A 13,948-nucleotide genomic window follows, 5' to 3' on the forward strand; every position below is an offset into this window, starting at 1 on the left:
ACTCAATAGCATCCTCGGTATGTCGTCAAGCGTCCAGCGCAAGCGGATCCGCAAGTCCCCCGAGGCCCGGCGGGCCGAGATCGTCGACACGGCAGCAGCCGTCGCCCTGGCCGAAGGGCTGGAGTGCCTCACGCTGCGCCGGATCGCCGAAGAGCTCGCCGTCCGGCCAGGACTGATCAGCCACTACTTCCCCTCGGTGGAGGACCTGGTCGCCGAGGCGTTCGGGACGGCCGCCGGGGCCGAGCTGGAGGTCCTGCTGCCGGCCGGAACGGCAGGGCCGGCCGGGCCGGAAGGGGACGTGCCGACCCCGGCCGAGCGGCTGGCGCGGTTCTTCGCCCATACGTCCGGAGAGGCCTACGACGCCATCAGCCGGCTCTGGATCAACGCCCGCCACCTCAGCCGCTACCGGCCCCTCCTGCGCGACCGGGTCGCCGAGCAGGAGGCCGCCTGGCGCGGCCGCCTGGAGGACGTGCTCCGCGAGGGCGTCGCGTGCGGCGAATTCCGCACGGAGGACCCGTACGTGACGGCCATTCAGATCCTCGTCGTCCTCGACGGCCTCGGCGCCCACGCCAACACCGAGGACCGCGGCCGTCCCGAGGCCGTGACCCGGATGGCGGTCACCACCGCGGAACGCGAACTCGGCCTGCCCCGCGGCGCCCTCACCGGAGACGCCGCCGCCGACGCCTGACCCTTCGCGCCGGGCCCTTCCTTCCCCCACGGCCCTCCCCCCGCCCGGTCCTTCCCCCGACCCGGCCCTCGCCCCGCCCGACGTTCCCCATCCCGCCCCCGCTGGAGGCTCCGTGCGCACCCCTCTCGTCCTGCTCAACGCCCGCCTGCTCGACCCGGCCACGGGCGGGTTCCTGCCGGACACCGCCCTGGCCGCTTCCGGCGGACGGATCACCGCGCTGGGCGACGACAGCCACATCCGTGCGCTCGCCGACGCCTCGACCACGGTGGTCGACCTCAAGGGGGCCGTCGTGACCCCCGGCCTGGTCGACGGCCACATCCACCCCGTCTCGGGCGCCGAACTGACCCACGGACTGGACCTGTCGGGCTGCACCGACCTGGAGCAGGTACGCGCGGCACTCGCCGCCGGGGTACGCGGCCTCGCGCCCGGCGCCTGGCTCGGCGGCTGGGGCCTGGACCCGAACGCCTTCGGGGACCGGCCCGTCGAGACCGCCCCCTTCGACTCCGTGCTCGACGGCGTGCCCGCCACCCTCCTGCTCTTCGACGCCCACTCCATGCTGGCCAGCCGGCGCGCCCTCGAACTCGCGGGCGTCGACGGGCCGCGGACCTTCGACCAGGCGTCCGCCGAAGTGGTGTGCGACGCGGCCAGCCGGCCCACCGGCCTGCTCCTGGAGGACGCCGCCTGCGAACTCGTCGAACGCGTCGCCCCGCAGCCCACCCGCGAGGAGCGCCGCGACCGGCTGGCCGCGGCGCTGCGCAGGATGGCCGCCGCCGGACTGACCGGCGGCCACGCCATGGACGCGAACGGCGACAGCCTCGCCTTCTACGCCGAACTCGACGAGGCCGGACAACTGCCGCTGCGCCTGCGCGTCGCGCCCTGGTGCCAGCCCGGCACCGACGCCGACGCCGTCCGCGCGCTCATCGCCCAGCAGGGCGCCGGCGGCAGGCTCTGGCGCACCGAGGGCGTGAAGATCTTCATGGACGGCACGATCGACAACGGCACCGCCTGGCTGGAACAGCCGGACCGCAACGGCGAGTCCACGCACGCCTTCTGGCCCGACCCGGAGGTCTACACGAGGATCGTGGGCGAGTTCCACCGGGCCGGAGTGCCCACCGCCACCCACGCGATCGGCGACGCCGCCGTACGGCACGTGCTCGACGCCGTCGAGAAGGCCCAGACCTCCAGCGGGCCCGGGTCCCGGGTGCGCCACCGTGTCGAGCACATCGAGACCGTCCCCGACGACACCCTGCGCCGCTTCGCCGAGCTCGGCGTCATCGCCTCCGTACAGCCCACCCACTGCTGCGACTTCACCCGCGCCGACCACACCGACAACTGGTCCCGCCGGCTCGGCGAGGAGCGCGCCTCGCGAGCCTGGCGCTGCCGGGACCTGTGGGACTCCGGAGCCACCGTGGTCCTCGGATCGGACTGGCCGATCGCCCCCTACCCGCCGCTCGGCGTCATGGGCGGCGCCCGCCACCGCCGCCCCAGCCGCGACCTCACCCAGGCCCCGCACGGCCCCGAGCAGGCCCTCACCGCCCTGCAGGCCCTCCAGGGCATGACCGTCAACGCCGCCCGTGCGGCGGGCGAGGAACACCTGGCGGGGCGGATCGCCCTCGGCCACCGCGCCGACCTGACGGTCCTCGCCGACGACCCGCTCACCGTCGCCGCCACCGAACTGCCGGACCTCCCCGTGCTCCTCACCGCCGTCGACGGCGGCGTGACCCACCGCGACGCGAGCCTGTGACCGGGGCACGAGGCCGCGGGTACGTGCTCCGGCACGCGCGGTGGCAGGGGCCGGAAGGCGCTCTGGACGGGGCATCCGGGGTGCGTTAGCTTCCGGCGCCATGAGACTTCTGGAACTCGGAATCGGCATGTGCGCGGCAGCCCTGGCCATGGGGGTACTGGCCGCCCCCGCCCAGGCCGATGCGGCCCCGGCCCCCGACCCGGCCCCGGTGGCGCAGGACTTACGCGGCGCCGGCTGGGCACTGAAGGACACCGGGAAGGACGTACGCTTCCGCGGGCTCGCGGCGGTCGGCCGGTCCACGGCCTGGGTGGCCGGTTCCAAGGGGACCGTGCTGCGCACGGTGGACGGCGGCCGCAGCTGGCGTGACGTTTCGCCGCCCGGCGCGGTCGCGGAGGCCCTGGAGTTCCGCGACATCGAGGCCTTCGACGCGCGGCGCGCGGTGGCCCTGTCCATCGGCGAGGGCGAGGCCTCCAGGGTGCTGCGCACCGAGGACGGCGGAGCCACCTGGACCGAGACCTTCCGCAACCCCGACCCGCGCGCCTTCTACGACTGCCTCACCTTCTTCGACGCCCGGCACGGCCTGGCGATGAGCGATCCGGTGGACGGGAAGTTCCGCATCCTGGCCACCGACGACGGCGGCCGGAACTGGCGGGTCCTGCCGGGCGAGGGCATGCCCGAGGCGCTGCCGGGCGAGGCGGGCTTCGCCGCGAGCGGCCAGTGCCTGGTGAGCTCCGGCCCGCGCGACGTCTGGCTGGCCACCGGCGGCGGTGCCCGCGCCCGGGTGCTGCACTCCGCCGACCGCGGACTGACCTGGCGGGTCGCCGAATCCACCGTCCCCGCGGGCGATCCGGCACGCGGGGTCTTCGCCCTCGCCTTCCGGGACCGTACGAGGGGACTCGCGGTCGGCGGTGACTACCGCACCGGGCAGGCCTCCCCGCAGGCCGCGGCCGTGTCCGCCGACGGGGGACGCACCTGGCGCCAGGCGGCGACACCGCCGCCGGCCTACCGCTCGGGCGCGGCCTGGTTCCCGTACAGCGGGGGAACGGCCCTCGCCGTGGGGCCCACGGGCACCGATGTGACCACGGACGGGGGACGCAGCTGGCGGTCCCTGGACGCGGGATCCTTCGACACGGTCGACTGCGCGGCCGACACGGGATGCTGGGCGGCGGGGGAGAAGGGACGGGTGGCGCGGCTGGAACGGCGGCGCTGATCAGCTCGCGGGAGCGGGAGCGGATGCGGGCGCCGCGGGCGCCGGGTCGGTGACGAGGTCCATGCCCGGGTAGCGCCCGGCGGTGAAGCCCGCCGCCCGGTAGACGGGCTCGCCGTCGGGGCTCGCGTGCAGCTGGACGTAGTGGATGCCGATGCCGTCGAGCCAGGCGACCAGGGCGTCGACGATCCGGCGGCCGTGGCCCCGCCCGCGGGCGGGCGCGTCGGTGACGATCCCGTCGAGGTAGCCGCGCCGGCCGTCGGTCCACCGGGGACCGGGCAGGTGGTAGGTGACCCAGGCCATGCCGGTGGCGAGCAGCGGTTCGCCGGGAGCTCCGCCGACGACCAGGCAGTGCACGTCGGGGCGTTCGCCGACGCGTTCGAGGAACCAGGCGCGGGCGACCTGCCGCCAGGCGGCGTCGGCGGGACCGGGGTCGATCCCGAGGGCGTCGAGGGCGACGGCGCGCAGGCGTATGAGCTCGGGGACGTCGGCGGGAACGGCGGGACGGGGCTGCATGAACACTCCGGTGGGCAGGGGCGGTCGAGCGGGTCGAGGGGGGCGGGCCGGTCGGGCCCGACGTACGGGTCCCGGAGCAGCGCGGCCGGGTCGGCCACCTGCCGGGTCGCGACGGGGATGTTGCAGTCGGGCCGGCCGGGCCGGAGCCGGTCCGGGAACCACAGCCGCTGCTGCGCGCACGACGGCGGCGCGGGGCCCTCCGGCCGGCCGGGCGGCGATCGCGGTGACGGCGGCCCGGGCCGTGGCGGGGCCGGCGTCACCGCGCAGGGCGTCCAGCGCCGACACGAAACCGCTCGGACGGCGGCCTGGGCCGTGCCCGGGGCCGTCCCCGCGCGGCCGGTGCCGTGGCCGGACAGGTCTGCCGGGCGTCGCCACCGGGTGGACCGTGCCGGTCACCGCACTACGTGATCGGGTTCTCCCGCACCGTCGACAGGTCCGCCGAGGTCTTCGTGGCGATGAACTCGGTGATGGAGTAGGCGCAGACGCCCGCCACCGCGAACGGGTCCTCGGCCGCGATCCGCTCGATCTCGGCCCGTGACACCCCGCCAGCCAGGATCACGCCCCCGTCGCGCGGGACCTTGCGCCCCGACGCGAGGAAGACTCCGGCGGCGTAGTAGCCGTCCAGCCAGGCGATGTGAGCGTCCATCTGCTCTTCGACGGACTCGAGGGGGGCGGTGTAGGTGAGCTCCATGACGAACATGATCGTCAGGCTACTCTCGCTCCATCATGACGAGTGTGAAGACCCCCGCCGACGAGGCCGAGGCCCGGGCGATACAGGACGAACTACGCCATCAGGTCGTGCTCACCGAGCCCGGCCCGCCACCCGGCCGCGGCCTCGTCGCGGGAGTGGACGTCGCCTACGACGACGCGCGCGACCTGGTCGCCGCCGCGGCCGTGGTGCTCGACGCCGCCACCCTGGAGGTCGTCGAGGAGGCCACCGCCGTCGGGCACGTCAGCTTCCCCTACGTGCCCGGGCTGCTCGCCTTCCGCGAGCTGCCGACCGTACTGGCCGCCCTCGACTCCCTGAAGACCGAGCCCGGCCTCGTCGTCTGCGACGGCTACGGCCTCGCGCACCCCCGCGGCTTCGGACTCGCCTGCCACCTCGGGGTGGTCACCGGGCTCCCGGCCATCGGCGTCGCGAAGAACCCGTTCACCTTCACCTACGAGGAACCGGGCGCCCGGCGGGGCGACGCCGCCGCGCTGCTCGCGGCCGACGGGGCCGAGGTCGGGCGGGCGCTGCGCACGCAGGACGGGATCAAGCCGGTCTACGTCTCCGTCGGGCACCGGGTCTCGCTGGACAACGCCTGTGCGCACGCCCTGGCCCTGAGCCCGCGCTTCCGGATCCCCGAGACCACCCGCCACGCCGACTCCCTGTGCCGCAGGGCGCTGCGCGAGGCCTCCTGACGCACCAGGCCTCCTGACGCACCGGGCCGGCGGGCCGCACCGGGCCGGCGGGCCGCACCCGGTCGGCGGGCCCGCCCGTCAGCGGACGTCCGCCACCCGGAAGGTGATCCCCGCCTTCTGGAGGCGGGCGATCAGTGCGTCGCCCATCGCCACGGCCGTCGTCAGCTGCCCGGCCGTCTCCGGCAGGGCGTCGTGGGCCAGGCAGAGCGCCGACTCGGCCAGCATCTTCGCGGTCTCGCCGTAGCCGGGGTCGCCGCCCGCCACCTCGGTGAGCACGCGCCGGCCGCCGCCCTCGCCCACGAACCGCACGGTGAACCAACTGCGCGCGCGGCGTTCCGCGTCCGGTCCCCGGCCCGGCTCCCAGCGGTTCATCAGCCACCGCCGGGCCGGCGGCACCTGCGCCAGGGCCACCGTCGCACCCAGCGCCGCCGTGCCGCCCACCGCGACGGGCAGGTGCTTGACGGAGGCGTAGTGCCGGTAGCGGAAGTCCGGGCCGTACCGCTCCAGCGCGGCCGCCGACCGGGCCACGATCCGCGGGTCCAGCGAGGGCAGCGGCAGCGCCCAGGTCCCGGTCTCCCGGCTGAACCGCGGCGCCCCCACCGGCCCGCGGGCCCGCCGTCCCAGCAGACGGGGCTCGTGCAGCCGGCGGGCGTGCGCGGCGGCCAGGGCCTGGGGGCCGCGGCTCAGCGCGGTCAGCGCGGAGGCCAGGGTGCCGCCGGAGAAGAAGGCGTTGGACCGCATGAACCCGTCGACCGCCAGCGGGACCCCCTGCGGCAGCTGCCGGACCGTGAAGTACGCCCCGAGGTCGGCCGGGATCGAGTCGAATCCGCAGGCGTGCACGATCCGAGCCCCGCTCTCCCGGGCCCGCGCGTCGTGCTCGACGTACATGCGGTCCACGAACTCCGGCTCCCCGGTGAGGTCCACGTAGTCCGTGCCCGCCTCGGCGCACGCGGCCACGAGCTCCGACCCGTACCAGATGTACGGGCCCACCGTCGTGGCCAGCACGCGGGTGGACGCGGCCAGCTCGCGCACGGCCGCCGGGTCCTGGGCGTCGGCCCGCAGCAGCGGCAGCCGCGCGCACGCCGGATCGATCGAGGCCAGCCGTTCGCGCAGCCGCTCCAGCTTCGCGGTGTCCCGGCCGGCCAGGGCCCACCGGCAGCCGGCGGGCGCGTGCGCGGCGAGGTACTCGGCGGTGAGCGCGCCCACGAACCCGGTCGCGCCGAACAGGACGACGTCGTAGGCGCGTTCCGGCCGGTCGTGCGGGACAGTTGCGTTCATGAACGGCTCCTCCCAGGGGGTTTCGGTGGCCGAGGCTAGCGTGGTGCTCGCCCGTCGGTGCGGGCGGGTACGGCGCGCCGGTCAGGGGGGAACGGCGCCCCGGGGCCGCCCCGGCGCCGCCCCGGAGTCGCACACCCCGGGGCCGGACGATCCGCCCCGAGCCCGGCACGGGGGCTTGTGTTCGATGGAACACGTTCCTAGCATCACTGGTGTTACATCAGTTGTGTCACATAGCCGCACACCACGCACACCATGCACACCAGAGCCGCTGGGGGCCCGATGGCAGTGACAGGGAACGGGCACCGGGACGCGAGCCGGTCCGGCCCGCTCGCCGGGGTGCGCGTCGTCGAACTGGCGGGCATCGGCCCCGGGCCGTTCGCCGCCATGCTCCTCGCCGACCTGGGCGCCGACGTCGTACGGGTGGACCGGCCCGGCGGCGGCGGGCTCGCGGTCGATCCGGCCTACGACATCACCAACCGCGGCAAACGGTCCGTCCTGGTCGACCTCAAGTCCGCCGACGGGCCCGCCCGCGTCCTGGACCTGGTCGAGCGGGCCGACGTGCTCGTCGAGGGGTTCCGGCCCGGGGTGGCCGAGCGCCTCGGCGTCGGACCGGCCGAGTGCCACGCCCGGAACCCGAAGCTCGTCTACGGCCGGATGACCGGCTGGGGCCAGGACGGCCCGCTCGCCGAGACCGCCGGGCACGACATCGCGTACATCGCCGTCACCGGCGCCCTCGGCATGATCGGGAAGCCGGGAGAGCCGCCGGCCGTCCCCGCCAACCTCGTCGGGGACTACGCGGGCGGCTCGCTCTACCTGGTCGTCGGGGTCCTCGCCGCCCTGCACCACGCCCGCGCCACCGGCGCCGGCCAGGTCGTCGACGCGGCCATCGTCGACGGCACCGCCCACCTCACCGCCATGATCCACGGAATGATGGCGGCGGGCGGCTGGCAGGACCGGCGCGGCGCCAACCTCCTCGACGGCGGCTGCCCCTTCTACGGCACCTACGAGACCTCCGACGGCGGGTACATGGCGGTCGGCGCGCTGGAGCAGCAGTTCTACGACACCTTCACGGAACTCCTCGGCATCGGGGACCGGGCCCCGGCCCGCAAGGACCCCGCCCGCTGGGGCGAGCTGCGCGAGGCCGTCGCCGCACGCTTCCGGACCCGTACGCGCGAGGAGTGGACGGCGGTCTTCGAGGGCACCGACGCGTGCGTGGCCCCGGTGCTGTCGCTGCGCGAGGCCCCCGGCCACCCCCACCTCGCCGCCCGCGGGACCTTCACCGACTTCGGCGGGATCGTCCAGCCCGCTCCCGCGCCGCGGTTCTCCGCGACCCCGGCCCGCGTGACCTCCGGACCCGCCCTGCCCGGCGCGGACACCGAGTCGGTGGCCGCCGACTGGGACGTACCGGCCCTGCTCCCGAAAGAGGCCTGATGGAACTGTCCATGATGCTCGACTACGCCGGGGACCCGCGCCGGGCCGCCGACGAGGCGGCCGCGCTGGAGTCCGCCGGCCTCGACGCCGTGTGGGTGGCCGAGGCCTGGGGCTTCGACTCCCCGACGATCATGGGCTATCTCGCCGCCCGCACCGAGCGGCTGAAGATCGGCTCGGCCATCATGAACGTCTACTCGCGCACCCCCGGCCTCATCGCCCAGACGGCCGCCGGCCTGGACGCGCTCTCGGGCGGCCGGGCGCTGCTCGGGCTCGGCGCCTCCGGCCCGCAGGTCGTCGAGGGCTGGCACGGGAAGCCGTACGACAAGCCGCTCGGGCGCACGCGCGAGACGGTCGAGCTGTGCCGGCGCATCTGGCGCCGCGAGACGATCGACCACCACGGCATCACCGACATGCCGCTGCCGCCGGAGCGGGGGAGCGGGCTCGGCAAGCCGCTGAAGATCCTCACCCGCCCGGTCCGCCCCGCGATCCCCGTCTACATCGCCTCGCTCGGCCCGGCCAACGTCCGGATGACCGCCGAGATCGCGGACGGCTGGCTGCCCACGCTCTTCGTCCCGGAGAAGGCCGCCGAGGTGTGGGGCGGCCCGCTCGCCGAGGGGACGGCCAAGCGGTCGCCGGAGCTCGGCCCGCTGCAGACCGTCGCGGGCGGACTGCTCGCCATCGGCGACGACGCGGCCGCCGCACGGGACCTCGCCCGCCCCCAGATCGCCCTGTACGTCGGCGGGATGGGCGCGGTCGGCAAGAACTTCTACAACGACCTGGCCGTCGCCTACGGGTACGGGGAAGAGGCCCGCCGGATCCAGGAGCTGTACCTCGCCGGGCGGGCGCGCGACGCCGCCGCCGCCGTCCCGGACGAGTTCTGCGAGCTGATGACGCTGTGCGGGCCCGAGGGCTACGTGCGCGAGCGCGTCGAGGCCTTCCGCGAGGCGGGCGTCACCATGCTCAACGTCACACCGGTCGGCCCCGACCCGGCCAAGCTGATCGAAACCGTCAAGAGCTGGCTCTAGGGGGCCCCGATGCAACGACGCATCTTCGACGCCGACCACGAGGCGTTCCGCGAGACCGTACGCACCTTCCTCACCAAGGAGGTGCTGCCGCACTACGAGCAGTGGGAGAAGGACGGCATCGTCAGCCGCGAGGCCTGGCAGGCCGCCGGCCGGCAGGGGCTGCTGGGCCTGGCCGTCCCGGAGGAGTACGGCGGCGGCGGGAACCCCGACTTCCGCTACGCCGCCGTGATCGCCGAGGAGTTCACCCGCGCCGGCGCCCCGGGGCTGGCCATCGGCCTGCACAACGACATCATCGGGCCCTACCTGACCTCGCTCGCCACCGAGGAGCAGAAGCGCCGCTGGCTGCCCGGCTTCTGCTCCGGGGAGACCATCACCGCCATCGCGATGACCGAGCCGGGCGCGGGCTCCGACCTCCAGGGGATCCGGACCACCGCCGAGGACCACGGCGACCACTGGGTGCTCAACGGCTCCAAGACCTTCATCTCCAACGGCATCCTCGCCGACCTGGTGATCGTGGTCGCCAGGACCACCCCGGAGGGCGGGGCGCACGGGCTGTCGCTGCTGGTCGTCGAGCGCGGCGCGGAGGGCTTCGAGCGCGGCCGCAACCTCGACAAGATCGGCCAGAAGTCCCAGGACACCGCCGAGCTGTTCTTCAACGACGTCCGCGTCCCGAAGGAGAACCTGCTCGGCGAGCTGAACGGCGCATTCGTCCACCTGATGACCAATCTCGCGCAGGAGCGGATGGGCATCGCGATGGCCGGGATCGCCGCCGCCGAGCACCTGCTGGAGATCACCACCCAGTACGTGAAGGAGCGCGAGGCCTTCGGGCGTCCGCTGGCCAAGCTGCAGCACATCCGGTTCGAGATAGCGGAGATGGCCACCGAGGTCGCCGTCACCCGGACCTTCCTCGACCGCTGCATCACGGACCACGCGAACGGCGAACTGGACCACGTGCACGCCTCCATGGCCAAGTGGTGGGCCACCGAGCTGCAGAAGCGCGTCGCCGACCGGTGCCTGCAACTCCACGGCGGCTACGGCTACATGACCGAATACCGGGTCGCCCGGGCCTTCACCGACGGCCGCATCCAGACCATCTACGGCGGCACGACCGAGATCATGAAAGAGATCATCGGCCGTTCGCTGCTCGGCTGACCTCCCTCTTGGACACCTCCCCCGTGGAGACCTCCCCCTTGGACACCTCCGAAAGGCTTGACCAGTGAGCACCGAAGCTTACGTATACGACGCGATCCGCACGCCGCGCGGCCGCGGCAAGGCCAATGGCGCCCTGCACGGCACCAAGCCGATCGACCTGGTCGTCGGACTCATCGACGCCCTGCGCGAGCGCAACCCCGGCCTGGACCCCGCCACCATCGACGACATCGTGCTCGGCGTCGTCGGTCCCGTCGGCGACCAGGGCTCCGACATCGCCCGGATCGCGGCCATCGCCGCCGGGCTCCCGGACACCGTGGCCGGCGTCCAGGAGAACCGCTTCTGCGCCTCGGGCCTGGAGGCCGTCAACCTGGCTGCCGCGAAGGTCCGTTCCGGCTGGGAGGACCTGGTCCTCGCCGGCGGCGTGGAGTCCATGTCCCGCGTCCCGATGGCCTCCGACGGCGGCGCCTGGTTCGCCGACCCGATGACCAACTGGGACACCGGCTTCGTCCCGCAGGGCATCGGCGCCGACCTGATCGCCACCATCGAGGGCTTCTCCCGGCGCGACGTCGACGAGTACGCGGCCCTCTCCCAGGAGCGCGCCGCCGCCGCCATCAAGGACGGCCGCTTCGCGAAGTCCGTGGTTCCGGTCACCGACCGCAACGGCCTGATCGTCCTGGACCACGACGAGTTCGTCCGCCCCGGCACCACCGCCGACACCCTCGCCAAGCTGAAGCCCTCCTTCGCCGACATCGGCGAGCTCGGCGGCTTCGACGCGGTCGCGCTGCAGAAGTACCACTGGGTCGAGAAGATCGACCACGTCCACCACGCGGGCAACTCCTCCGGCATCGTCGACGGCGCCTCGCTCGTCGCCATCGGATCCCGCGAGGCGGGGGAGCGAAACGGCCTGACCCCGCGCGCCCGGATCGTCTCGGCGGCGGTCTCCGGCTCCGAGCCCACCATCATGCTCACCGGCCCCGCCCCGGCCACCCGCAAGGCCCTCGCCAAGGCCGGGCTGACCATCGACGACATCGACCTCGTCGAGATCAACGAGGCCTTCGCGGGCGTCGTCCTGCGCTTCGTCAAGGACATGGGCCTGTCCCTCGACAAGGTCAACGTCAACGGCGGCGCCATCGCGCTCGGCCACCCGCTCGGCGCCACCGGCGCGATGATCCTCGGCACGATCGTCGACGAGCTGGAGCGCCAGGACAAGCGCTACGGGCTCGTCACCCTCTGCGTCGGCGGCGGCATGGGCGTCGCCACCATCGTCGAACGCCTCTGATCAGCCCTGTTCCCCCTGCCCACCGGACCTTCCGAAACGAAAGCAGTGACCATGAGCGAGTCCACCACGATCCGCTGGGAACAGGACGAGACCGGCGTCGTCACCCTGATCCTCGACGACCCCGACCAGTCCGCCAACACGATGAACCAGGCCTTCAAGGACTCCATTGCGGCGATCGCCGACCGCGCCGAGGCCGAGAAGGACTCCATCCGGGGCATCATCTACACCTCCGCCAAGAAGACCTTCTTCGCGGGCGGCGACCTCAAGGACATGATCCGGCTCCGCCCCGAGCACGCGCAGATCGCCTTCGACACCGGCACCGAGATCAAGCGCTCCCTGCGCCGGATCGAGACCCTCGGCAAGCCCGTCGTCGCCGCCATCAACGGTGCGGCCCTCGGCGGCGGTTACGAGATCTGCCTGGCCTCCCACCACCGCGTCGCCCTCGACGCGCCCGGCTCCAAGATCGGCCTGCCCGAGGTCACCCTCGGCCTGCTCCCCGCCGGTGGCGGTGTCACCCGTACCGTGCGCCTGATGGGCATCGCCGACGCGCTGCTCAAGGTGCTGCTCCAGGGGACCCAGTACACCCCGCAGCGCGCCCTGGACAACGGCCTGGTGCACGAACTGGCCGCCACGCCCGAGGAGATGCTGGCCAAGGCCCGCGCCTTCATCGACGCGAACCCCGAGTCGAAGCAGCCCTGGGACGTACCCGGCTACAAGATCCCCGGCGGTACGCCGTCCAACCCGCGGTTCGCCGCGAACCTCCCGGCCTTCCCGGCCAACCTGAAGAAGCAGCTGAACGGGGCCCCGTACCCGGCCCCGCGCAACATCCTGGCCTGCGCCGTCGAGGGCTCCCAGGTGGACTTCGAGACCGCGCTGACCATCGAGGCCCGCTACTTCACCGAGCTGGTCACCGGCCAGACCGCCAAGAACATGATCCAGGCGTTCTTCTTCGACCTCCAGGCCGTCAACGCGGGCCGCAGCCGCCCGCAGGGCATCGAGCCGCGGCAGGTCCGCAAGGTCGCCGTCCTCGGCGCCGGGATGATGGGCGCGGGCATCGCCTACTCCTGCGCCCGCGCGGGCATCGAGGTGGTGCTGAAGGACGTCACCGCCGAGGCCGCCGCCAAGGGCAAGGCGTACTCCGAGAAGCTGCTCGACAAGGCGCTCTCCCGGGGCCGGACCACCGAGGCGGGGCGTGCCGAGCTGCTCGCCCGGATCACCCCGACCGCCGACGCGGCCGACCTCGCGGGCTGCGACGCCGTCATCGAGGCCGTCTTCGAGGACACCTCCCTCAAGCACAAGGTGTTCCAGGAGATCCAGGACGTCATCGAGCCGGACGCGCTGCTGTGCTCCAACACCTCCACGCTGCCCATCACGGGCCTCGCGGAAGGCGTCGCGCGGCCGGCCGACTTCATCGGGCTGCACTTCTTCTCGCCCGTGGACAAGATGCCGCTGGTGGAGATCATCAAGGGGGAGCGGACCGGCGACGAGGCCATCGCCCGCGCCTTCGACCTGGTCCGCCAGATCAACAAGACCCCGATCGTGGTCAACGACTCGCGCGGCTTCTTCACCTCGCGCGTCATCGGCCAGTTCATCAACGAGGGCGTGGCCATGGTCGGCGAGGGCATCGAGCCCGCCTCGATCGAGCAGGCCGCGGCCCAGGCCGGCTACCCGGCCAAGGTGCTCTCGCTGATGGACGAGCTCACCCTGACCCTGCCGCGCAAGATCCGCAACGAGAGCCGCAAGGCCTTCGAGGCCGAGGGCAAGGCGTGGACCGAGCACCCCGCCGACGCGGTCATCGACCGCATGGTGGACGAGTTCGGCCGCCCCGGGCGCAGCGGCGGGGCCGGCTTCTACGAGTACGACGAGTCGGGCAAGCGCGCCCGCATCTGGCCGGGCCTGCGCGAGCACTTCGCCAAGCCGGACGCCGAGATCCCGTTCGCCGACATGAAGGAGCGGATGCTCTTCTCCGAGGCCCTGGACACCGTCCGCTGCCTCGACGAAGGCGTGCTCACCTCGATCGCCGACGCCAACATCGGCTCCATCATGGGCATCGGCTTCCCGGCCTGGACGGGCGGCGTGATCCAGTACATCAACGGCTACGAGGGCGGCCTGGCCGGCTTCGTGGCCCGTGCCCGCGAGCTCGCCGACACGTATGGCGAGCGCTTCATCCCGCCGGCCTCGCTGATCGCGAAGGCGGAGCGCGGCGAGACCTACGCGGACTGAC

Annotated in this window: 12 protein-coding genes; 9 read left to right on the forward strand and 3 right to left on the reverse strand. The window is 73.7% G+C overall.

Translation table 11 applies throughout. The features are described 5' to 3' along the window. Positions 1 to 19: 19 nt before the first annotated feature. The 3 genes from JYK04_RS34040 (at position 20) to JYK04_RS34050 (ending at position 3,642) form a co-directional block, all read left to right on the forward strand. Complete coding sequence (locus JYK04_RS34040; RefSeq protein ID WP_189741092.1) at positions 20 to 688, forward strand: TetR/AcrR family transcriptional regulator; 669 nt, start codon at positions 20 to 22, stop codon at positions 686 to 688. A gap of 112 nt (positions 689 to 800) precedes the next feature. Further along, a complete protein-coding gene (locus tag JYK04_RS34045; protein ID WP_189741095.1) occupies positions 801 to 2,432 on the forward strand; it encodes an amidohydrolase in 1,632 nt (543 codons plus the stop codon). A 127-nt stretch (positions 2,433 to 2,559) separates the two neighbouring features. After that, a complete protein-coding gene (locus JYK04_RS34050) occupies positions 2,560 to 3,642 on the forward strand; it encodes a WD40/YVTN/BNR-like repeat-containing protein (RefSeq protein ID WP_373297466.1) in 1,083 nt (360 codons plus the stop codon). Here the strand turns inward: JYK04_RS34050 and JYK04_RS34055 are convergent, their stop codons facing one another. Beyond that, a complete protein-coding gene (locus JYK04_RS34055; protein ID WP_189741100.1) occupies positions 3,643 to 4,155 on the reverse strand; it encodes a GNAT family N-acetyltransferase in 513 nt (170 codons plus the stop codon). A 400-nt stretch (positions 4,156 to 4,555) separates the two neighbouring features. Further along, positions 4,556 to 4,855 carry a YciI family protein gene (locus JYK04_RS34060; RefSeq protein WP_189741103.1) on the reverse strand — a complete coding sequence of 100 codons (300 nt, stop codon included), beginning with the start codon at positions 4,853 to 4,855 and terminating at the stop codon, positions 4,556 to 4,558. 26 nt (positions 4,856 to 4,881) lie between these two features. Here JYK04_RS34060 and JYK04_RS34065 point away from each other — a divergent pair, with 26 nt between their 5' ends. Next, positions 4,882 to 5,559, forward strand: coding sequence for an endonuclease V (locus JYK04_RS34065; protein WP_189741107.1), 678 nt, complete (start codon positions 4,882 to 4,884; stop codon positions 5,557 to 5,559). Positions 5,560 to 5,637: 78 nt separating this feature from the next. Here JYK04_RS34065 and JYK04_RS34070 read toward each other — a convergent pair whose 3' ends face one another. Continuing rightward, the gene (locus tag JYK04_RS34070; protein WP_189741110.1) at positions 5,638 to 6,837 is read right to left on the reverse strand and encodes a saccharopine dehydrogenase family protein; all 1,200 of its coding nucleotides are present in this window, start codon (positions 6,835 to 6,837) and stop codon (positions 5,638 to 5,640) included. A gap of 279 nt (positions 6,838 to 7,116) precedes the next feature. Here JYK04_RS34070 and JYK04_RS34075 point away from each other — a divergent pair, with 279 nt between their 5' ends. The 5 genes from JYK04_RS34075 (at position 7,117) to JYK04_RS34095 (ending at position 13,947) form a co-directional block, all read left to right on the forward strand. Continuing rightward, entirely contained in the window at positions 7,117 to 8,268 is a 1,152-nt protein-coding gene (locus tag JYK04_RS34075; protein ID WP_189741113.1) for a CaiB/BaiF CoA transferase family protein, read from the forward strand. Continuing rightward, entirely contained in the window at positions 8,268 to 9,293 is a 1,026-nt protein-coding gene (locus JYK04_RS34080; protein ID WP_189741116.1) for an LLM class F420-dependent oxidoreductase, read from the forward strand. The genes JYK04_RS34075 and JYK04_RS34080 overlap by 1 nt, the downstream gene beginning before the upstream one ends. A 9-nt stretch (positions 9,294 to 9,302) precedes the next feature. Next, entirely contained in the window at positions 9,303 to 10,445 is a 1,143-nt protein-coding gene (locus JYK04_RS34085) for an acyl-CoA dehydrogenase family protein (RefSeq protein ID WP_189741119.1), read from the forward strand. 64 nt (positions 10,446 to 10,509) lie between these two features. Then, positions 10,510 to 11,724: an acetyl-CoA C-acetyltransferase gene (locus JYK04_RS34090; protein WP_030008979.1), complete on the forward strand. Its 1,215-nt coding sequence runs from the start codon at positions 10,510 to 10,512 to the stop codon at positions 11,722 to 11,724. Between the two features lie 51 nt (positions 11,725 to 11,775). Then, on the forward strand, positions 11,776 to 13,947 hold the full coding sequence (locus tag JYK04_RS34095) for a 3-hydroxyacyl-CoA dehydrogenase NAD-binding domain-containing protein (protein WP_189741122.1): 2,172 nt from the start codon (positions 11,776 to 11,778) through the stop codon (positions 13,945 to 13,947). The last annotated feature ends 1 nt before the right edge of the window (position 13,948 follow it).

This window comes from Streptomyces nojiriensis (genome assembly GCF_017639205.1).
Lineage (GTDB): Bacteria > Actinomycetota > Actinomycetes > Streptomycetales > Streptomycetaceae > Streptomyces > Streptomyces nojiriensis.